This window comes from Bacillus cereus group sp. BfR-BA-01355 (genome assembly GCF_022663675.1).
GTDB lineage: Bacteria > Bacillota > Bacilli > Bacillales > Bacillaceae_G > Bacillus_A > Bacillus_A thuringiensis_S.
Window position 1 is genome coordinate 43673 of sequence record NZ_JAKUFY010000008.1, and the last position, 19055, is coordinate 62727.

Genomic DNA, 19055 nt, shown 5'->3' on the forward strand with positions numbered 1-19055 from the left:
ATAATCCCCCTAAAAGGTGAAAAATACTCCCTATTGTTTCTACACTTTTTCCAATTCTTCTTTCATCTTATCATTTCAATATAGAAAGGAGGAATTAATATTGAATTATCTCTTACTTCGTTACAATAAACCTATTTTTATTAGACTGTGTGGTGAATTATTAACCAGAACGACTGAATCTATGTTAGCTATCATTATGATTATTTACGTCAATAAAATGTTAAACGGCAATGTAATAATAACTATGCTGATTTTCGGATTACAGCCACTTTCAGACATTTTATTTACACTTATTGCTGGAGGAATTACTGATAAATATGGCCGGAAAAAGATTATGTTACTCGGCTTATTGCTACAAAGTGTTGCAATCGGTAGTTTCGTTTTCGCTCAATCCGTTTTTATATTTGCACTGTTATATGTCATTAATGGCATTGGCCGTTCCTTATATATTCCGGCTCAACGTGCACAAATTGCTGATTTAACAAAAAAAGAGCAGCAAGCAGAAATTTTTGCTCTCCTACAAACGATGGGAGCAATTGGATCCGTAATCGGCCCTTTAATCGGTGCAAGTTTTTATAATACTCACCCAGAATATTTATTTATCGTGCAAAGTGTAACCCTTACGATATATGCCGTTGTTGTTTGGACCCAGCTCCCAGAAACCGTTCCGACTATAAGTAAGACGAAACAAACAATTGAGGCAAGTTCACCAAAGCAATTTGTTTTTAAACATTACGCCATATTCGGTCTTATGTTTTCTACACTTCCTATTAGCTTTTTTTATGCACAAACTGAGACGAATTATCGTATTTTTGCAGAACATGTATTTCCTAATCTCGTATTCATACTCGCATTTATTTCAACATGCAAAGCCATTTTGGAAATCATTCTACAAATCTTCCTCGTAAAATGGTCTGAACGATTTTCTATGGCGAAAATCATCCTTATTTCTTACGCCTGCTATACGATAGCTGCAGTTGGCTTTAGTTATTCAACGACGATATTGTCGTTATTCTTCACCTTACTCTTTTTAGTCATTGGAGAAAGTATTGCTCTAAACCATTTATTACGATTCGTTTCAGAAATTGCACCTCATGATAAACGTGGTTTATATTTTTCAATTTACGGTATACACTGGGATATATCTCGAACGTGTGGACCAGTTATTGGTGCAGTTTTATTAAGTAAGTTAAATGGAAGTATGCTGTTTTATATTTGCGCTAGTTTCTTATTAGTTGGAGGTATTGTACAAGCGTTATTTGTTCAAAATTTGGAACGAAAAAAAATCGCAAACCAGCCTACACATAATTTATAAGTTACTACTTTTTCAGTAGATCAACATTTCTTATTGGATGCATGCTAAAAAACAAAAGTGAAGTATTTCGCATATGAAATGAGACGTTCCTTGTTTACAACTAAAACACCTCACTTAAAGAGCGAGGTGTTTTTGAAATCACTTAATTTCTTATCCTGCCATTTTATTAATACTATCCTCTGGTGAAAACACGGAAATATGATCTACATTACCAGTCGATTTTGGAATGACAAATTTTAACTCATACTGGTTATTTACTTTGTATACATATATTTTGTCTCCACCATTCCCTTTAACTGAAGATGGTTTTCCTAACGCTTTTTCAATTTCTTGTAATGTAATCGATTTTAGTTCTGCATGATATGAGCGTACATCAAAAACTTGTGACCCTTTATTAAATCCAAAAACAACATTTTTATTTGTAAAAGTTGCGTACATTCCGTTCCCTGCTTGTTCGGTTTTATTCGCTTTCCCCCATGCTTTTTCTATTTCTTCAATATCCCCTGTATGGGCTCCAAATGGTACATTAGGTACTTTTCCTTCTTTTGCTAATTCAAACAAATCTTTAACGTGGTTAATTGATTTTTGATTAAATGTTCTATTTTTCGAATCTGGCTCAGTTGATGGTTTTGTTGTTTTTTCATTACTTGGTTTTGTTTCAAGATTTTTCTGTTCTTCTGAAGAATTACTTTGTTTATTTTTATTATTTTCCAAGGTTGGATTTGTTTCGTTTTTTTCGTCTGTCTCTTTACATGCGGCTAGCGCAAACATACATGTAAACACCAAAAATAACATAACTATTTTTAAATATATTTTCATCATCTTTACCCCCTATTGCATCTTATTCATTTCGTTAACCAACCCATTACACTACTTTTCAAATTATGTTTGTTCCAAAAAAGTCAGTGCTTTACTCTCTCCAAAAGCTTGTACAAAATATATTACAAAAGCTGTTTCTAAAAAGTAACCAAGTCTGTTATATCCGAAGTAACTACCTCCTGATAAACGAAACCATTTTCATCTCCTTATTTAACCCTTCTCTTCTCAATGATAATATCCTCTATCTATAACTTAAAACATGCTCTCACAACAGCTCCTTCAAACAGAAAAAAACCAGTAGGAAGTGATTACTCTTTTCCTACTGGTTGAAATGAAAGTAAACGGTAAATCTTAGTTTCTTAAAAAATGTAGCGATAGTGCTTTTTACAGTTTCAAAATTATAAGCAAATGTATTATCTCCACTTAATGATGAAATACATGTTAAACCTGCAGCTTTAATAAAAGCTTTTACATCTACAAGCATAGAATTAGCCTCCATGAATTTAATTACAATCATTATAACAGGTGTTTTACGATGCTAACATGAAAGTAATAAATAAATTTCTATTATGAATTTATCCTGCTATTTGCCGGGCAGTAAAATCTCCACCTCAAAATTCAGCGGAAGCAAAGAAGTTAGATGGGCAGGGCTGCCCGTAAAAGCCTGATTGGTTCAACTAATAATACACCAATTCAATGTCATATAAAAAAGCTGCCCCAAAAGGACAGCTTCAAATATGTATATTATACTTCGATTGATTTACCATCTTCAACAATATGATAAAGTAAGTGCGCTAAATGATGAATTGGACCGTATTCTTCCTCTTCCTCATCTGTTTCGCCTTGGAATTCAAGATCGTTTAAGTATAGCGCTAAAAATTGATAATATAGTTTTAAATCAAATCCGTAGCACGCAGTTGGTTCTTCATGATCCCCTTCATATTGTAACATTAAGTATTGATCATTTCCTTCTGCATCTTCTGCATCAAAGAATACGAAGAAGCCAACGTTTGTATCTAAATCAAATAAATGACGAGTACCTTTTTCAGTTGCTTTATTGAAGTCCTCTTCACTTAATTTATGTACTGTTGTCGCTTTTGCATTATCTTCTTGATGGAAATTTACTGTAAATGATTTCAATGCTGACACCTCCTGATTGTATAATACTAGCATAACATATAAAAAGGACTGCTTACAAATGTAAACAGTCCTGCTACATTCATTTCCGCATTGCTCGTAGTAAAAAACTCACAATGAAAATCAAAATAACCGCACCAATTAAAGCAGGAATGATTGCAAATCCGCCTATTACAGGACCGAAACTACCAAGTAATTTCGTACCAATCCAAGAACCGATAATACCAGCAATAATATTACCAATTACACCACCTGGTACATCCCTTCCAGTAATTAAGCTTGCAAACCATCCTAATAAACCACCAACGATTAAAGACCAAATCATATAATAACCTCCTTTATATTTAACCAATCAAAATATAATTAGAAACAATTGCTTACCATTAGTTATGTGACATTTTTCATAAGTTATTCATGCTGCTCAACTATAAGACTTTTGAGAATAATACAGACTGATAAACCATTTTTCGGACTAACGATTTATCCGACTTATTATTAACACATTAAGGACAATCTGGCTTCAATATTGTTCGCATAAACTCTTCTTTAAAAGCAGGATAGTTAAAACCAACAGCAATTCTTTGAATCGGCCGACCATCAAACCTTGTTGGTTCAGCTATTTTTCTAAAGTCAGCTACACTTTGGCCCCTAGTCACATCATTTGTCGTACTAATCCACACTGCCGATTTTTTATATTCAAAAATACTATCATTTATAAACGAGACAAACGGTAGTAAATCGTGTATAGGGCTTCCACCAATACCCGGATATTCTTTTTTATAGAAGTTCTCATAATAAAAATCAATCATTGGTTTAATGAGTTTCGCCTGTCCAGTTCCTTGTTTATCTATTATATTGGCCATTTCAGGCGTAATAAGCGCGCCCTGTGTTACATTTAACGGGTATATACTAGCGTTTTTCGCATATTTCATAACAATATTTGCTGCAATTGGATCACCATAAAAATTCGCTTCAGATACTGGTGTAACATTACCTGGAAATAGGAAAGCACCGCCCATTATATAATACGAACAAATACGATCCATTATATTGGGATACAATAAAAATAACGTAGCAAGCGTCGTTAGTCTTCCTGTCGCCACAATTATAATATCTTCTGGACAAGGTTCGATTAATTTGATTAATTCACAAAAATTTTCTCGTTTACAAATTCTCATCTCAGGTGGATTAATAGGACCTAAACCGTGATCCCCATGGATTTCAGGGAAAAACAAAGGTTCTTCAGCTGTCATCGGCCTACTCGCACCTTCAATAATTTTTACATGTGTAGCATAGTACCTTTCTAAAAAATAAACATTTTCCGTAACGATTTCTCGTGATACATTCCCGTACTCTGCAACAATACCTAGAATATCTAATTTACATGTTTTATTTGCATAAATTAACGCTACGGCGTCATCAATACCAAAGTCTCCAAAAAAGATGATTTTCTTATTAACTATTCTCACCCCTCTTCAGCATAATCTACTATTATTATTATGTGAAAAAGACAAGGCGGTGAAACAGCGCAAACTAAAAAAGCCGCCTATTTATTGGCGACTTCAATCTTTTTATAAGACAAATATGCTAGTACATTTTTACTCGAATCGTATTTCGGGTTATTTCCTTTTCTCGGCTCTCTCATATGTGTCTTTTCAAATCCAGGAATGTCCGACATTTTCCCCATAAATTCAAGCATTTCTTCCTCAGTACCTTCAATGCGTACACGAATCATTATAACTATTCCTCAATTCTCAGTTTCTCTGTACTAAGTATATCGTACTTCAGAAAGACTGCAACACATTTATCTTTTTAATGTTGTACTTTTTTTACATATAAACATAGCCATTTCAGTATAGAACGAATCTACTTTATTATTTTTAAATTGAATATTAAAATATCCCTTCATTTCGTTTGGTGCTTTCATCATATTACACCACCAGTCAAAATCAAACTTCTTATCAAAAGTAAGACATGACTGCATTTGCAAACCGTTTTTTTCTAATAAAGTAAGCCATTCTGTCTTTTTTAGAGCTCGTTCATGACTTGGGTCCCGCTTTTTTTCTATAAAATTATAAAATGTATCATATTCATTATTTTCTGGCGAAACATTATCTATTAAGATGAATAATCCATTATCCTCCAACGTACGATTTACTTCAAAAATAAATTGAGCCGGATTCGTAAAATGATGGGCTGCAATCCGGCATGTAATTGTATCAAAAAAATGGTCTGCAAATGGTAAATCCTCTGCGTTTCCTACTACAAAAGACACATTTCCATGACCATTCTGCTTTATAAAACCTTTTGCTTCTTCTAACATCTGTTCTGTTAAATCAAGTGCAACTACTTCTTCAAACATAGGTGCTAACATATTCGCAACATGTCCGCCACCAGTAGCAACATCAAGAAGACGATTATTATGGCGAGACGCAACTTGTTGAACTACATATTGTAAGTCCTGTCCTTTAGCATGTATTTTACTATTCACATACTTATCTGCATTACTGCCAAACTGTTTTTTCACAAGCTCTTCCTTACTCATTTTATCATCTTCTTTCTATTGTTATTTACATATACGATTCATATAATTATTACAATTCTCTTCATGTATTTTCAAATCCTCTTTTCATCTCACTTCTTATCAATTTTACCTATAATCAAAATAATATAATTTTACGTTTTACCATTAAACAAAAAAGGCTACGGGAACTTGTCCCCTAACCTGACTAAATATTTACTACATTTTTATTTCTTCGTATATATCTATATAATATAAATCCTCTTTCAACTTCATAATAACATCTACTTCGTTATAAGTAGCCTCACGAGCATGTAAACCAAATTGATCCATACCAATCCATATCCACCCAGGTGTATGATATAAAACATCTAAGTTAAAATAATCTAATTTAGTAAGCTCCGATGTAATAAATTTATCTTTATTAGCGATTTGTTTATCTAGTAAACCATATTCTTTACCATTTTCAAATAGCGATATAACTTTCCCTACAATCGGATGTTCACGAACAATAAAATGATATTCCTTTTCCTCTACATTTGCCACAATCAAACGAGAAACAGATAAATCAGCCCCCGAATTCGACATATTTGTTTATTCACCTCCTTATATAGGTTTCTTCAATATAATAACAAATGAATATTCAAATTAAGTTAATATAATGTAAAAAATAAAAAGCTGACTTCCCTTTAGAAATCAACCTTTACAATTTGATCAACTTTATACTTTTACAAATTATTATAATGTTTCTTTTTCCTCATCATTTCCGGAAACTAAACTTCCTATAGCATCCGCTGTTACTTCTACTACAAATTCACAAATACCTGCTACAACTTCTCCAATTACTTCATCCATCTTTTTACCCCCTTATTTTATGCAACTTATTTGTAGTATAGAAGAAATTGGTGAATGTAAACTATCGAAAAAGGTGACATAAACCTTACAAAATTGTAAGCTCTTTCATCCCTTTACTTACTTCCTTTGAAACTCCAAGTATTTTTAGCAGACATATAGGCCATCATAATATGAAGAAAGTAATAATCTAGTGTCAGGAGGCGTTTAATATATATTATGTAAAATTAATTAAAGGTCAATCTTTCTACGCTTTTGACCATCGTTTCTTAGTGTCTGAAGAAGAAGAGGTTTCTGAGAGAATTTATAATTACTTACGACGTAATGAATTTTTTGAAGTACGTAAAGAAGAATATTCTGCTTAATTACAAAAAGCATTAAGAAAAATATCATCTTATTATGATATATTCTTGATGCTTTTATGTAAATTGCTTCTTTTCAACAATTGTTGTGGACTCTATTATAATATTCTAGTATTTGTCCAAGATAATTCATCCCTATTTCCGTATTTCAGTATATGAAGAGGTTGTGAATATGACTCATATCATTGATTATTAAGCTACTCAACCTATAAGTAAAACTGATGCAACAACTTTTGCAATCCCCTCTTCTCCAAACAAAGTAATTCTAGCAAATTTGAAATTGAGAATTTCAATTAGAGATTCACGTAATAATCGAGTAGAATTAATAGCTACAGTTGGTGTAGAAGGTATAACTGAGATTTCACAAGTTTTATTCCGAATTTTCCTTGATAACATTGAAATTTTCAATACACAAGTAGGTATTGAATCAACAAATTCTGAACAATTTTACGTACAAACATTCCAAGCTACAGACCAAAACGTTAGCAGTGGAACACACGAATATTCATTAACTGTAGAAAACCTTATTAGTAGTGCAAGTACAGAAGTTGCTGGTCCTCTATCTTTTAGCGCTTTAGCTATTGGACAAGAGCGTAAATATTGCTAATTGAAATTAATGTTTAATTTTGTACTTTGGAAAAGCAAGACGTAGTTATACGTTCTTGCTTTTTTATATTTATCCTTACTTTCTATTAGCTTTAATCATGAATTTTTTACGTTTTGCTTCATTTATTTCATCAATTAATACATCAAATTTTTTACAAATCAAAAAGATTGAAATCCAATTATGAAACACGTAATATAGACTCTGACTCTAAAAAAGTTCGTATAAAAATACTACATAAATAAGGAGGTTTTATATACGAGTTTTTTCATTTTAAAAGACGGAGAGGTTTTATGTTATGTGGCGTAATAAAAATGTTTGGATTGTTTTAATTGGGGAGTTTATTGCAGGTCTAGGATTATGGCTTGGTATTCTTGGCAACCTTGAGTTTATGCAAAAATATGTCCCTTCTGATTTCATGAAATCAGTTATATTATTTATCGGACTATTAGCCGGTGTTCTAGTTGGCCCTATGGCCGGTCGTGTCATCGATCAGTATGAAAAGAAAAAAGTTCTTCTTTACGCTGGATTTGGTCGAGTTTTAAGTGTTATTTTCATGTTTTTCGCTATTCAATTTGAAAGTATCGCATTTATGATTGCATTTATGGTTGCTCTTCAAATTTCAGCAGCATTTTATTTCCCTGCATTACAATCTGTAATTCCACTCATCGTACGTGAGAATGAGTTATTACAAATGAACGGTGTACATATGAATGTTGGTACAATCGCTCGTATTGCAGGTACTTCACTAGGTGGAATTCTTTTAGTTGTAATGAGTTTACAGTATATGTACGCCTTTTCAATGGCAGCATACGCCTTATTATTCCTCTCGACGTTCTTCCTACAATTCGAAGACAAGAAATCAACAACACCAAGTAAACAAGCTGCAAAAGACAATAGCTTTATGGAAGTATTTCGTATTTTAAAAGGAATTCCTATTGCTTTTACAGCACTTATATTAAGTATCATCCCTCTATTATTTATAGCAGGGTTTAATTTAATGGTTATTAACATTAGCGAAATGCAACATGATCCTACGATTAAAGGGTTCATATATACAATTGAAGGTGTCGCATTTATGTTAGGTGCCTTCGTAATTAAACGTCTATCTGATCATTTCAAACCCGAAAAATTACTATATTTCTTCGCAATTTGTACTGCTTTTGCACACCTGTCATTGTTCTTTAGCGATATAAAATGGATGGCTCTTACATCATTTGGTTTGTTTGGGTTTAGTGTTGGCTGCTTCTTCCCTATTATGTCGACAATTTTCCAAACGAAAGTGGAAAAAAGTTATCACGGTCGCCTCTTCTCATTCCGTAATATGTTTGAGAGGGTTATGTTCCAAATCGTCTTACTTGGCACAGGGTTCTTCTTAGATACAATTGGGTTACAATATATGGTTCTCATCTTCGGAGTCGTTTCATTATTGATTATTTCTATTTCCCTTTCTAAGCAGAAACATTATGAAAAACAGCATTCACAATCTGCGAATTTATAAAATAAACAAAGAAGTATGGATATAATATTGAATCCATACTTCTTTGTTCTATAATTCGCCTATTTATTACGTTTATTGAAATTACCTAAAGGAGTATCCCCCTTTTATTTCGAATAGATTATAAAGAGTACTCTTTATAAAAGGAGTGGTAAAATGTCTGATGGCATTGAAGTATTTATTGTCCTGCTCTTTGCAATTGCTCTGTTTAGCATCCTAAACTTTTTAGCCATTTCCTTATCTGGACATAGTTTTAAAAAAAGAATCGTGGCAGGTTTCATATTTTTACTACTGACTCCCATTGTCTTTTTGACTATCGCAACATTTGCTTCTATATTCGATAAAGCAGGATTTGGCGCAGGTACGTTAGCCTTTATGATCGCAAGCGTATATATATTAAATGGAATAGTGCTTCTGCTTTCCTCTTTATTTATCCTCAAAAAAGATATAACATAGGCTATGGTACTAGCATGAATCTGACTTTACACTAGATTCATGCTTATTTAATTTCTCCTAAATTTTTATATGAAATTAAATAATTCTTTAAAAAAATTTAAACTTTATTTATTATAATATCCCTATCGTATTCGCACGTTTATTCAAATTTAAAAGAAAGGAGCACAAAATGAAAAAGGTTCTACTTACAATTCCTATACTAATCATCCTACTTAGTGGATGCAGCAATAACGATATATACGGTTCTTGGGAAGTCGTTGACAATAAAAATGGTGAATGCCCTGTATATTATAAATTTGAAACAGTTGTCAAAAAAGAAAATAAAGAGGAAATTGTGCAAAATTTAGTAGAAATGCAAACCACAAAGAATAAAGACGATTTATATAAAGGCTCATTTGTCAAAAATTCTAATGTATATCACATTGATTATGGTAATTCATTTACATCAGAGCAAACTTTAAAAGTTGCCGACGGTACATTAAATGTATACTTTTTGACAGCTGAAAAATTATGCACGTATAAAAAGAAATGATTACATTTCAGAGGAAACGCAGAAAATATTTTCTGCGTTATTTCACTTTAGAAATCTTCCACAAATACTTAATAAAAACTATAAAATAACTTAAGTTATATAAAATGAATCCTATAATAGACATTTCAATTAACACGTCTACGCTATTTACATCGATACTTTTCAAAATAGGCTAATACTTCCTCTAAATTTGTCAATCGTTTTAATTTTCATAAAAAAATGATAAAATATAAACATGTGTTTTCAGAATAATTAAAAACGCAGAATGAAAGCACTGTTTTAGGAGGGGTTTTGATGACTTACACGTTAGCAACTAGAATGAAAGCATTCCAATCTTCTATATTTAGTGAATTAGGAGCCTATAAAAAAGAAAAAATTGCAGCAGGTCATAACATGATTGATTTGAGCATCGGAAATCCTGATATGCCGCCCGCTGATTTTGTAAGAGAAACAATGGTACATACAGCGAGTGAGAAAGAGAGCTACGGGTATACATTATCAGGTATTCAAGAATTTCACGAAGCTGTAACTGAATATTACAACAACACTCATAACGTTTTATTAAATGCAGATAAAGAAGTTTTATTATTAATGGGTTCACAAGACGGGCTCGTTCATTTACCTATGGTTTATGCAAATCCAGGTGATATTATATTAGTTCCTGATCCAGGATATACAGCTTATGAAACAGGTATTCAAATGGCTGGTGCAACATCTTACTACATGCCTTTAAAGAAAGAGAATGATTTCTTACCAGACTTAGAAGTCATCCCTGAAGAAATTGCCGATCAAGCGAAGATGATGATTTTAAACTTCCCAGGGAATCCCGTTCCAGCAATGGCCCATGAAGATTTCTTTAAAGAAGTAATCGCATTTGCGAAAAAGCATAATATTATCGTTGTCCATGATTTTGCTTATGCTGAATTTTATTTCGATGGTAATAAGCCAATTAGCTTCCTCTCTGTACATGGTGCTAAAGAAGTTGGCGTAGAAATCAATTCTTTGTCAAAAAGTTATAGTTTAGCAGGTAGCCGTATTGGATATATGATTGGAAACGAAGAAATTGTTCGTGCACTTACTCAATTTAAATCCAATACCGACTACGGTGTATTTTTACCAATTCAAAAAGCGGCATCTGCAGCACTAAGAAATGGCGCTGCATTTTGTGCGAAAAACCGCGATATTTATCAAGAACGGAGAGATACTTTAGTCGATGGATTCCGAACATTTGGTTGGAATGTCGATAAGCCAGCTGGTAGTATGTTTGTCTGGGCTGAAATTCCACAAGGATGGACTTCTCTAGACTTCGCTTATGCATTAATGGATCGTGCGAATGTCGTTGTTACACCAGGTCACGCATTTGGACCTCACGGAGAAGGCTTCGTACGTATTGCACTCGTTCAAGATAAAGAAGTGTTGCAACAAGTTGTTGAAAACATTAGAAATAGCGGCATTTTCGTCCTTGAAAAAGTAAATGAATTAGTTAAAAATTAGTTCCCACTCCCCTGCTTAACTTTAGCAGGGGTATTATTAATTGGAGGTACTTTCATATGCATATTAAAGACACACTTCCCCATCGTTATCCATTTTTAATGATTGATAAAGTAATAAATGTAAAACAAGATGAATTCGTTACAGGATATAAACTCATTACAAATAACGAATGGTTTATAAACGATAGTCACAAACATATGCCTCATATGTTAATTGTAGAAGCACTTGCTCAGCTTAGTGCATTTATACATACAAGTGATTCTGAAGGACTAGGATTTCTCTCCTCTTTAGATGGAGTTGAATTCCACGGAAAAGCATATCCCGGTGATAAACTTGATTTACATTATGAGCTAACTCGCAATCGCCGAGGTTTTATTCTTGGTAAAGGTATTGCAACTGTAAACGACCAGCCTATTTTAACTATAGAAAAACTATTAATATATCAAGCAGATTAAAGTGTTCCTTATATTAGTTGGAAATATCTATTCTCAACCAATTAAATAAATAAGAAAATATATTACGTAGTTAGGAGTAGGGAAATGGAACGTACTATCGGTATCGATGCTGGAGGCACATTAACGAAAATAGCTTATTTTAACGAAAAAAAGCTATTAACTTTTGAAAAATTTTATTCGCATGAACAACATAAAATAATAGATTGGATTAAAAGCAACAATGGCATAAAACAAATATGTATTACGGGTGGTAAATCGAAACTATTACAGCAACTGCTTACAAGTTCATATAAAATAGTAGAGCTAAACGAATTTAAAGCTACTCTTGCAGGTGTCCAATACATATTAAAAGAAGAAAAACATGCTATACGCAATTTTATTTTAACCAATATCGGTACAGGTACTTCTATCCATTACGTTTATAATGAACAATATATTCGCGCTGGTGGAACCGGAGTTGGCGGTGGGACTATTATGGGACTTTCAAAATTGTTAACAAATATAGATCATTTTGAAGATGTAATCCCTCTAACAAAAGTAGGCTCTAGAAAAGAACTAGATATTACGGTTGGAGATATTTATGGTGGTATTCTTTCCCCTATCGATAATAACTTAACTGCTAGCAACTTCGGAAAAGCAGCCATTACAGAATCAAATAATAGTAGCTCCGATATACTAGCTACTGTGCAAGGACTTGTCGGTGAAGTCGTTACTGCACTAAGCCTTCAATTCGCCGAAACAAAAGACATTGAACACATTATTTATATTGGTTCAACTTTATGTAATAACATACAACTTCAACATATTATTAGTAGCTACACCGAATATCAAAATAAAACACCAATCTTTTTACAAGATGGTGGTAATAGCGGTGCAATTGGTGCATTACTTCATGCTACGAAATAAAAAGCTGACTTTTGTCAGCTTTTTAGAAATGGCACTTCAAATTCAATAATTGATTCCCCGTTCTCTCCAATTCGCTCCACGCTTATTCTATCAATCACACAATTTAACTTCCCATGAAAACTAGGAATCTCCTTCACTACTTCAGCAGCTAATTCGACACTTTCTTTTCTTCCGACTGTTACATGCGGGATATACGGAATGTCTTCTTTCAAAAATTGTAATAAAGATCCTGCATTCTATGATAAGAAATTTTGTATACTAACTCCATCTTCTCCCCTCCATTATTTCAACTGGCTTACTGGATATTTAGCAAATAAAGATTGCCGAAAATCTTTATCTTCCACAAGCATTTTAATTTTTTCTTCATTGCCGTTAAAGAACTTTATAACTTTATTTTTATCCCATATATCTTTTTCTTTTGGAAAATCATCGAATTCCCTATGCAAAATTGATAACATTTCTTCCCTCGTTATCTTAAAGTTTTTATTTTCTATTTGAAACTCATAAGCTTTTGCGTTTGGTACTAAAATTACTAGATAGGTAGCATTAAAGAGAAAATTCTTCTTCATCGTATCTTTCTCCTCAAACCAATACGTCTCAATCATTTCTTCTGTAAGAGCTCCACTCTCTTTTGCACCATAGTTCACTTTTATATTTTCATTTTCTAAACTTATACTTTGAACTGTTCCAACACCGGATAAATGATTAATAATTGCAACCACATCTGAATTATTACCAACGTATGTCCCAGTATATTTCTTAAAATCATCTGACCTAACATCATATATATCTTTTATTCTTTCTCCGTTAGAACAAGCCGTAATGAATAAAAAAATTGTTAGCATAACGATTATGTTATGATGCATATATTTCATTTAGCATCCCCCATTTTTATCGATATTTCGTTAATTACAATATTTACTTTCAAATCCCTTTTTAAATATACGCATTTTAATCAAAATTAAAAATTTTCATTTTTTATGTTTACAATTATCCATTAATTGTATATACTTACTAACGTAAGAAAAAAATTCTAAAAGGAGGTCGAAGGAAATGATGAAATTACAATTACATGCATTAACTTTAGCGTTAACTGCACCTGTGTTTTCTGGACAATTAAATATGAATTCGACCACCCTAATGGAGAATTGAAAATCGTACTTTATTTCATTTAATTCATAAATTCGCCACAGGAGGTCGTATACTTTCCTGTGGCTTTTTCACGCCCCGCCATAGGAGAACTGTATCTTCCTGTGGTTTTTTTGCGCGGTTTTTTAGTCTCTTACATTATTTTTCTAAGAAAGGAGCAACATTCAATGACTATTAGCGTATTGTTTTTAAGTATTACGATTCAAAGAAATACAATTTCCAAAGATGAAATTCTTCATAATGAGCAAATTGAAAAAGCTATGAATGATGTTAAGGAGCGCCAAGCACTTTACTGTGATCACCTGTAATTCCTTTTCGAAAGGAGGAATTCATTTATGACTTTTCATATTTTCTTTTTTACGACTGTGCTTCAAAAAAATACTTTATCTGAAACTGAAATCATTCGTAAACAACAGTTAAAACAACTGACTGATAAAATAACTGACATTAAAAGTTCATACTACACTCAAATGTATTAAAAATATATTTTAAAGGGGTAATATATTCATGAAATTTAAAGCATTCTTTTTAACAATCACCATTCAAAAACGTAAGCTTTCACAGAAAGAGATTTTACGTGAGCAACACATCCAAAACATTATGGACGAAGTAAAAGAGCGCCAATCTTCTTATTACACTCGTCTTTTCTAAATCACTTATAAAGGGGTAATTATCCAATGAAATTTAAAGTATTCTTTTTAACCATTACCATTCAAAAAAATAAATTTTCTGAGTCTGAAATGCTTCATGAACGACAAATTAATCAGGCTATGGATTCTGTAAAAGAAAGACAAAGTCATTACTGTAGTCATCTGTAATTCCAATTCGAAAGGAGGAATTCACATATGAAGTTTCACCTTTTCTTTTTAACGATTACGATTCAAAAAGAAACAATATCTCAAAATGAATTAAAACAAGAAAGACAATATAAACAAGTTATTAATGAAATTCGAGATCGTAGAAGCAAATACTACACTCACCTTTAATCGTTTAACTATATAGAATTGAAAGGAGTCGATTTTGATGTTGATAGCGCGCTGTAAGGAAATGATTTGGATAGTTCAGAGGGATTCCACATAGTTTTATAGAGCCTTATATCACACAAGTTCATCACTGAATTTGATGTATAAAAAATATATAATAAAATCAAATCAACCCACTTTTAATTATTTTTTATAAACAAAAGATACACCACTTAAAAAGCGGTGTATCTTTCTCAGGTTTTACTATTTCCGATTACTTCTCTTCGTCTTAAACAATCTCACTAAGTTCGAAACAACTGTTTTTGTTACTGCATAAACTGGTACTGCTAAAATCATTCCGATGATTCCAGCAAAGTTACCTACCCCTAAAATTAGGATAATAATTGTTAATGGGTGGATGTTTAATTTCGAGCTCATAATACGTGGTGAAATAATATTACTTTCAAACTGTTGTACAATTGTTACGATAATAATTACGTATAAGGCTTGCATCGGAGATACGAACAGTCCTACAATAACAGCTGGCGCTGCCCCAATAAATGGACCTAAGTTAGGAATGATGTTTGTAAATGCTGCAATAATTCCTAAAACGAAAGCGTACGGTAAATCGATAATTAAATAACCGATAAAAGTAAACGCACCTACAAATATACAAACGAGCGCTTGCCCTTGAATATATGCAGATAATGTTTCGTTCGTTTCCTTAATGATACGAAGCCCCTCTTCACGGTAAGACTCTGGTAATAAACTTACCGCTTTTCCTGGAAAGGCATGTCCATCTTTAAACATGTAAAATAAAATGAACGGTACAGTAAATACAACTAATGCAACGTTCGTGATAATACCAAATAAAGCCGTTGCACTCGACGTAATTGTATTTGGTATATCTTTTAAGTATTCAATCGCATTTTTTTCAATTGTTTCAATGGAAACGTAGTTTTGTGTAGATAACCATTCAAACAACCTATGATGTGATAATTCTTGTATGTATACTTTTCCCTCTTTTATGTAGCCTGGCATATTTTTCACTAAGTCCATTAGCTGTTGTGAAATCGTAGGAACAACTATTCCAACGCCAACCGCAGTTAATGTTATGATAAAAAGATATAACAGTAATATCGCTAAATTTCTAGGTACTTTTTTATTCTCCAAAAAGATTAATACAGGATTAAATATGAAGTATAAAAAAAGCGCGATTAAGATTGGGAAAAATAATGTTGATATGAAGATACCAATCGGTTGAAATAAAAATGATATTTTTGTGCAAATAAATATGATTCCTACAACCATTAGCACTTCTAATGTCCAAAAGTGCACTTTTGATTTCAAAAAAACGGCCTCCTTTAAACTAGCACTTCTCTTCATTGTACCAAAATAAGTATGAATTTCACATAATATTTTCCTTTACAATATTCCAAAATACCGATAAATACACTACAATGAGATTACATACAAATTTGCAGGTAAAGGTGATAAAAATGACACAATGCATCATTTGCAGAAAAGATACGAAAGAACTTAGTGAACAATATGTCATTCCAGAAATATTATGTGGATATTATTTCACAAACTCAATTTGTGATACTTGTCATGAACAAATGACAACAAATATTGATCGTCCTTTAATTAGGCATAAATTGAGTCAATTTAAGATTGAACAAATGAAAAGACAAATTGATTCCCCACTCTATACGAATGAGCACGGTGAGGAACTTGCGGCTGCTGAGACTGATGTTGTCGAAGTAAGCGACGAGATTCTTTATTCTAATGCATTAATTATGAAACTATGTAAAAAGCACGATATTTCCTTACATAATGAAATTTGGAAAGAGGAACGTGTAACGAAAGTAGCGAGTTCTATTCAACGTGAATTACTATTAGATAACCGTAAATATAAAATGAGTGTATTAAAAATGGCTTATACATTCGCTGTACAAGCAGTTGACGGCTACTTTGAAGATCAAGATGCAATTGATATTTCTACCATTCTCTCCAATGCAGATTTCGTGGAACTAAAAGAAAAAAGCATTGTACGTGATTTAAGCAAAAGTTCTTTATGGAATACGCTAAATACAAGTAGTGAAAATCATTACTTTATTTTACTTAGCGATAAAGACGGCCTGTTTTGCTTCATTCGTTTGTTTGACATCTTTGATGTTGTCGTTCATTTATCAGAAAAAAGATTTGACCTTCCATCGCCGATTGTCGGTGTAAATAATGTGAATACGCAGAAATTTTATGTCCAAAGTTTAAAACAGTATATGGATGGGCTGTTTAAAGAAAAAGCACCTACTATATAACAGAAACCAGAACGTACGGTCTCCTTTCTTGATGAAAAGACACTGTGTTATAATGAGTATGAAAAGAACAATACAATCACATAAACCAATTATAAATTGTATATAAATAAAAAAGACTAGTGTGCGGCTACACACTAGTCCACGTAACTTAGCAGATTGGATTGTTCATTTATCCTATTTGTTTCTTACAAACAAAACAACCCACATTCTATAAGCATAGGTGGGTTGTTATTTTTTGAGCTTGTCTATTAAAACGACGACGAACGTTAACAATGCAACGAGAAACAGTCCACCTTGCAGTAGCAACGCTATTTCACTCACGTATTATCACCCCCCTCCTACTCGGAGAAGTGATAATTGAACAACCAACCGCACCTTAAGTTACCCTTTAATTTTACCATATTTTCTAATAATTTACGATGAAAACCCGCAAGCGAATAACTTGCGGGTTTTTTATCCCGTATTAACAGGCAGTAAACAAAATAAAGCAATAAATAGGTGAAACTTTATTTCTCACTATTTTTTTAATGCATATGCATCAGCAATCATTTCACCAACCATTTTATTTTCTTCTTTCTTCTCGTTTTTCAATAATGGGAATAACAATTCTGCCACTTCATACGCTTCTTCTAAATGCGGATATCCTGATAAAACAAACGTATCAATTCCTAACGATTCATATTCTTTTATCCTTTCTGCTACTGTATGTGGATTGCCTACAAGTGCAGTACCTGCCCCACCTCTTACAAGTCCGATTCCAGCCCATAAATTAGGGCTTATCTCTAACGACTCTCTCGTACCTTTATTTAAATGTGTCATCCTCTTTTGACCAACCGAATCATATCTTGCAAATGTCTTTTGAGCAAGCTCAATTGTTTCATTATCCACATATTGAATTAAACGTTCTGCCTCTTCCCACGCTTCTTCTTCTGTTTCTCTTACAATTACGTGTAATCTAATGCCAAATCGTACTGTACGCCCCTTCTCTTCTGCAAGTTTTCTTACTTCTTCTATTTTCTCTTTCACTTGCTCTGGTGGCTCTCCCCACGTTAAATATACATCACTATGTTCAGCTGCTACTTCTTTTCCAGCAGCTGATGATCCTCCGAAATATATAGGAGGATATGGTGTTTGAACTGGCGGGAATACAACTTTACTATCTGTAACTTGAATATGTTTTCCTTCTAAAGAGATCGTTTCACCTTGCAATGTCGATTTCCAAACTTTTAAAAATTCATCCGCTGCTTCATATCTTTCATCATGCTCAAGATATAATCCATCTCCTTGTAGTTCAACTGGATCTCCTCCAGCTACTACATTAATAAGTAGTCTCCCATCTGAAATTCTATCAAATGTAGATGCCATCCTCGCTGCAACTGTAGGTGACATTAGTCCTGGTCTCACTGCTACTAAAAATTTTAGTTTTTCTGTTTCAGCAGCAAGAGCTGAAGCTAACACCCAAGGGTCTTCACATCCTTGACCAGTTGGAAGTAAAACACCCGTATATCCTAAATAATCAGCTGCCGCAGCAACTTGCTTATAATAACCATATTCAGCTGCTCTTCCTCGTTTTGTCGTTCCTAAATATCGACCATCTCCATAAGCCGGAATAAACCATAATAATTCCATACCTTTACACACCCCTTATTTATTTTGAAACGTATACTAACAA

The 19055-nt window shown here is 32.9% G+C and carries 27 protein-coding genes and 2 pseudogenes; 15 read left to right on the forward strand and 14 right to left on the reverse strand.

Annotated features, from left to right (window positions below):
* The first annotated feature begins 100 nt into the window (after positions 1-100).
* Positions 101-1315 carry an MDR family MFS transporter gene (locus tag MR167_RS04475; protein WP_242314050.1) on the forward strand — a complete coding sequence of 405 codons (1215 nt, stop codon included), beginning with the start codon at positions 101-103 and terminating at the stop codon, positions 1313-1315.
* Positions 1316-1465: 150 nt separating this feature from the next.
* Here the strand turns inward: MR167_RS04475 and MR167_RS04480 are convergent, their stop codons facing one another.
* The 9 genes and pseudogenes from MR167_RS04480 to MR167_RS04520 form a co-directional block, all read right to left on the reverse strand.
* Positions 1466-2137, reverse strand: a complete 672-nt coding sequence (locus MR167_RS04480; RefSeq protein WP_041487904.1) for a YjgB family protein — start codon at positions 2135-2137, stop codon at positions 1466-1468.
* A 23-nt stretch (positions 2138-2160) separates the two neighbouring features.
* A pseudogene (locus tag MR167_RS04485) lies at positions 2161-2332 on the reverse strand (aminopeptidase); the annotation flags it as partial.
* Between the two features lie 121 nt (positions 2333-2453).
* Entirely contained in the window at positions 2454-2618 is a 165-nt protein-coding gene (locus tag MR167_RS04490; RefSeq protein ID WP_242314052.1) for a chorismate mutase, read from the reverse strand.
* 260 nt (positions 2619-2878) lie between these two features.
* The gene (locus MR167_RS04495) at positions 2879-3274 is read right to left on the reverse strand and encodes a hypothetical protein (RefSeq protein ID WP_000834883.1); all 396 of its coding nucleotides are present in this window, start codon (positions 3272-3274) and stop codon (positions 2879-2881) included.
* Between the two features lie 79 nt (positions 3275-3353).
* On the reverse strand, positions 3354-3596 hold the full coding sequence (locus MR167_RS04500) for a GlsB/YeaQ/YmgE family stress response membrane protein (RefSeq protein WP_000638310.1): 243 nt from the start codon (positions 3594-3596) through the stop codon (positions 3354-3356).
* A 178-nt stretch (positions 3597-3774) separates the two neighbouring features.
* Positions 3775-4740 carry a nucleoside hydrolase gene (locus MR167_RS04505; protein ID WP_001223689.1) on the reverse strand — a complete coding sequence of 322 codons (966 nt, stop codon included), beginning with the start codon at positions 4738-4740 and terminating at the stop codon, positions 3775-3777.
* A gap of 77 nt (positions 4741-4817) precedes the next feature.
* Entirely contained in the window at positions 4818-5006 is a 189-nt protein-coding gene (locus MR167_RS04510) for a DUF3970 family protein (protein WP_242314054.1), read from the reverse strand.
* A gap of 69 nt (positions 5007-5075) precedes the next feature.
* Positions 5076-5816: a class I SAM-dependent methyltransferase gene (locus MR167_RS04515; protein WP_242314056.1), complete on the reverse strand. Its 741-nt coding sequence runs from the start codon at positions 5814-5816 to the stop codon at positions 5076-5078.
* A 195-nt stretch (positions 5817-6011) separates the two neighbouring features.
* Positions 6012-6380 carry a hypothetical protein gene (locus tag MR167_RS04520; protein WP_000071474.1) on the reverse strand — a complete coding sequence of 123 codons (369 nt, stop codon included), beginning with the start codon at positions 6378-6380 and terminating at the stop codon, positions 6012-6014.
* Between the two features lie 476 nt (positions 6381-6856).
* Between MR167_RS04520 and MR167_RS04525 the strand changes: the two genes are divergently transcribed.
* The 8 genes from MR167_RS04525 (at position 6857) to coaW (ending at position 12951) form a co-directional block, all read left to right on the forward strand.
* Positions 6857-7009 (forward strand): YqbF domain-containing protein, encoded by a 153-nt coding sequence (locus MR167_RS04525; RefSeq protein WP_074789873.1) that lies wholly within the window; start codon positions 6857-6859, stop codon positions 7007-7009.
* A 205-nt stretch (positions 7010-7214) separates the two neighbouring features.
* The gene (gene exsC / locus MR167_RS04530; RefSeq protein ID WP_242314076.1) at positions 7215-7613 is read left to right on the forward strand and encodes an exosporium protein ExsC; all 399 of its coding nucleotides are present in this window, start codon (positions 7215-7217) and stop codon (positions 7611-7613) included.
* A gap of 295 nt (positions 7614-7908) precedes the next feature.
* Positions 7909-9111: an MFS transporter gene (locus MR167_RS04535; RefSeq protein ID WP_000269263.1), complete on the forward strand. Its 1203-nt coding sequence runs from the start codon at positions 7909-7911 to the stop codon at positions 9109-9111.
* A gap of 153 nt (positions 9112-9264) precedes the next feature.
* Entirely contained in the window at positions 9265-9564 is a 300-nt protein-coding gene (locus tag MR167_RS04540; protein ID WP_001279466.1) for a hypothetical protein, read from the forward strand.
* Between the two features lie 169 nt (positions 9565-9733).
* Positions 9734-10096, forward strand: coding sequence for a hypothetical protein (locus MR167_RS04545; protein WP_000757024.1), 363 nt, complete (start codon positions 9734-9736; stop codon positions 10094-10096).
* A gap of 294 nt (positions 10097-10390) precedes the next feature.
* Complete coding sequence (locus MR167_RS04550) at positions 10391-11590, forward strand: LL-diaminopimelate aminotransferase (RefSeq protein WP_242314058.1); 1200 nt, start codon at positions 10391-10393, stop codon at positions 11588-11590.
* Positions 11591-11646: 56 nt separating this feature from the next.
* On the forward strand, positions 11647-12045 hold the full coding sequence (locus MR167_RS04555; protein WP_000547637.1) for a 3-hydroxyacyl-ACP dehydratase FabZ family protein: 399 nt from the start codon (positions 11647-11649) through the stop codon (positions 12043-12045).
* Between the two features lie 84 nt (positions 12046-12129).
* Entirely contained in the window at positions 12130-12951 is an 822-nt protein-coding gene (gene coaW / locus MR167_RS04560; RefSeq protein ID WP_000442496.1) for a type II pantothenate kinase, read from the forward strand.
* Between the two features lie 14 nt (positions 12952-12965).
* Here the strand turns inward: coaW and MR167_RS04565 are convergent.
* Positions 12966-13181 (reverse strand): annotated as a pseudogene (locus MR167_RS04565) (2'-5' RNA ligase family protein); the annotation flags it as partial.
* Between the two features lie 51 nt (positions 13182-13232).
* Positions 13233-13826, reverse strand: a complete 594-nt coding sequence (locus MR167_RS04570) for a DUF4825 domain-containing protein (RefSeq protein WP_242314060.1) — start codon at positions 13824-13826, stop codon at positions 13233-13235.
* Positions 13827-14267: 441 nt separating this feature from the next.
* On the opposite strand from MR167_RS04570, the gene MR167_RS04575 reads away from it, so the two are divergent.
* Genes MR167_RS04575 through MR167_RS04595 form a run of 5 tightly spaced genes read left to right on the forward strand, consistent with a single transcriptional unit; the run spans position 14268 to position 15086 of the window.
* On the forward strand, positions 14268-14408 hold the full coding sequence (locus MR167_RS04575) for a YrzI family small protein (RefSeq protein ID WP_000156193.1): 141 nt from the start codon (positions 14268-14270) through the stop codon (positions 14406-14408).
* Positions 14409-14435: 27 nt separating this feature from the next.
* Entirely contained in the window at positions 14436-14579 is a 144-nt protein-coding gene (locus tag MR167_RS04580) for a YrzI family small protein (RefSeq protein WP_000142727.1), read from the forward strand.
* A gap of 28 nt (positions 14580-14607) precedes the next feature.
* Positions 14608-14751 (forward strand): YrzI family small protein, encoded by a 144-nt coding sequence (locus MR167_RS04585; RefSeq protein WP_000668963.1) that lies wholly within the window; start codon positions 14608-14610, stop codon positions 14749-14751.
* A 26-nt stretch (positions 14752-14777) separates the two neighbouring features.
* A complete protein-coding gene (locus MR167_RS04590) occupies positions 14778-14918 on the forward strand; it encodes a YrzI family small protein (protein ID WP_000669805.1) in 141 nt (46 codons plus the stop codon).
* Positions 14919-14945: 27 nt separating this feature from the next.
* The gene (locus tag MR167_RS04595) at positions 14946-15086 is read left to right on the forward strand and encodes a YrzI family small protein (RefSeq protein ID WP_000668498.1); all 141 of its coding nucleotides are present in this window, start codon (positions 14946-14948) and stop codon (positions 15084-15086) included.
* Between the two features lie 240 nt (positions 15087-15326).
* Here MR167_RS04595 and MR167_RS04600 read toward each other — a convergent pair whose 3' ends face one another.
* Positions 15327-16412, reverse strand: a complete 1086-nt coding sequence (locus tag MR167_RS04600) for an AI-2E family transporter (RefSeq protein ID WP_042598065.1) — start codon at positions 16410-16412, stop codon at positions 15327-15329.
* 149 nt (positions 16413-16561) lie between these two features.
* Here MR167_RS04600 and MR167_RS04605 point away from each other — a divergent pair, with 149 nt between their 5' ends.
* A complete protein-coding gene (locus MR167_RS04605; protein ID WP_000189714.1) occupies positions 16562-17383 on the forward strand; it encodes an HNH endonuclease in 822 nt (273 codons plus the stop codon).
* 228 nt (positions 17384-17611) lie between these two features.
* Here the strand turns inward: MR167_RS04605 and MR167_RS04610 are convergent, their stop codons facing one another.
* Both MR167_RS04610 and ssuD read right to left on the reverse strand, forming a co-directional pair.
* Positions 17612-17704: a putative holin-like toxin gene (locus tag MR167_RS04610; RefSeq protein ID WP_001289320.1), complete on the reverse strand. Its 93-nt coding sequence runs from the start codon at positions 17702-17704 to the stop codon at positions 17612-17614.
* Between the two features lie 195 nt (positions 17705-17899).
* Positions 17900-19012: an FMNH2-dependent alkanesulfonate monooxygenase gene (gene ssuD, locus MR167_RS04615; protein WP_000422253.1), complete on the reverse strand. Its 1113-nt coding sequence runs from the start codon at positions 19010-19012 to the stop codon at positions 17900-17902.
* Between the last annotated feature and the right edge of the window lie 43 nt (positions 19013-19055).

Bases quoted from the DNA above. Each gene is read 5' to 3' on its own strand.
- MR167_RS04480 (WP_041487904.1), bottom strand. From the start codon at position 2,137: ATGATGAAAATATATTTAAAAATAGTTATGTTATTTTTGGTGTTTACA.
- MR167_RS04490 (WP_242314052.1), bottom strand. From the start codon at position 2,618: ATGCTTGTAGATGTAAAAGCTTTTATTAAAGCTGCAGGTTTAACATGT.
- MR167_RS04500 (WP_000638310.1), bottom strand. From the start codon at position 3,596: ATGATTTGGTCTTTAATCGTTGGTGGTTTATTAGGATGGTTTGCAAGC.
- MR167_RS04510 (WP_242314054.1), bottom strand. From the start codon at position 5,006: ATGATTCGTGTACGCATTGAAGGTACTGAGGAAGAAATGCTTGAATTT.
- MR167_RS04515 (WP_242314056.1), bottom strand. From the start codon at position 5,816: ATGAGTAAGGAAGAGCTTGTGAAAAAACAGTTTGGCAGTAATGCAGAT.
- MR167_RS04520 (WP_000071474.1), bottom strand. From the start codon at position 6,380: ATGTCGAATTCGGGGGCTGATTTATCTGTTTCTCGTTTGATTGTGGCA.
- MR167_RS04535 (WP_000269263.1), top strand. From the start codon at position 7,909: ATGTGGCGTAATAAAAATGTTTGGATTGTTTTAATTGGGGAGTTTATT.
- MR167_RS04540 (WP_001279466.1), top strand. From the start codon at position 9,265: ATGTCTGATGGCATTGAAGTATTTATTGTCCTGCTCTTTGCAATTGCT.
- MR167_RS04545 (WP_000757024.1), top strand. From the start codon at position 9,734: ATGAAAAAGGTTCTACTTACAATTCCTATACTAATCATCCTACTTAGT.
- MR167_RS04550 (WP_242314058.1), top strand. From the start codon at position 10,391: ATGACTTACACGTTAGCAACTAGAATGAAAGCATTCCAATCTTCTATA.
- MR167_RS04555 (WP_000547637.1), top strand. From the start codon at position 11,647: ATGCATATTAAAGACACACTTCCCCATCGTTATCCATTTTTAATGATT.
- coaW (WP_000442496.1), top strand. From the start codon at position 12,130: ATGGAACGTACTATCGGTATCGATGCTGGAGGCACATTAACGAAAATA.
- MR167_RS04570 (WP_242314060.1), bottom strand. From the start codon at position 13,826: ATGAAATATATGCATCATAACATAATCGTTATGCTAACAATTTTTTTA.
- MR167_RS04575 (WP_000156193.1), top strand. From the start codon at position 14,268: ATGACTATTAGCGTATTGTTTTTAAGTATTACGATTCAAAGAAATACA.
- MR167_RS04580 (WP_000142727.1), top strand. From the start codon at position 14,436: ATGACTTTTCATATTTTCTTTTTTACGACTGTGCTTCAAAAAAATACT.
- MR167_RS04585 (WP_000668963.1), top strand. From the start codon at position 14,608: ATGAAATTTAAAGCATTCTTTTTAACAATCACCATTCAAAAACGTAAG.
- MR167_RS04590 (WP_000669805.1), top strand. From the start codon at position 14,778: ATGAAATTTAAAGTATTCTTTTTAACCATTACCATTCAAAAAAATAAA.
- MR167_RS04595 (WP_000668498.1), top strand. From the start codon at position 14,946: ATGAAGTTTCACCTTTTCTTTTTAACGATTACGATTCAAAAAGAAACA.
- MR167_RS04605 (WP_000189714.1), top strand. From the start codon at position 16,562: ATGACACAATGCATCATTTGCAGAAAAGATACGAAAGAACTTAGTGAA.
- ssuD (WP_000422253.1), bottom strand. From the start codon at position 19,012: ATGGAATTATTATGGTTTATTCCGGCTTATGGAGATGGTCGATATTTA.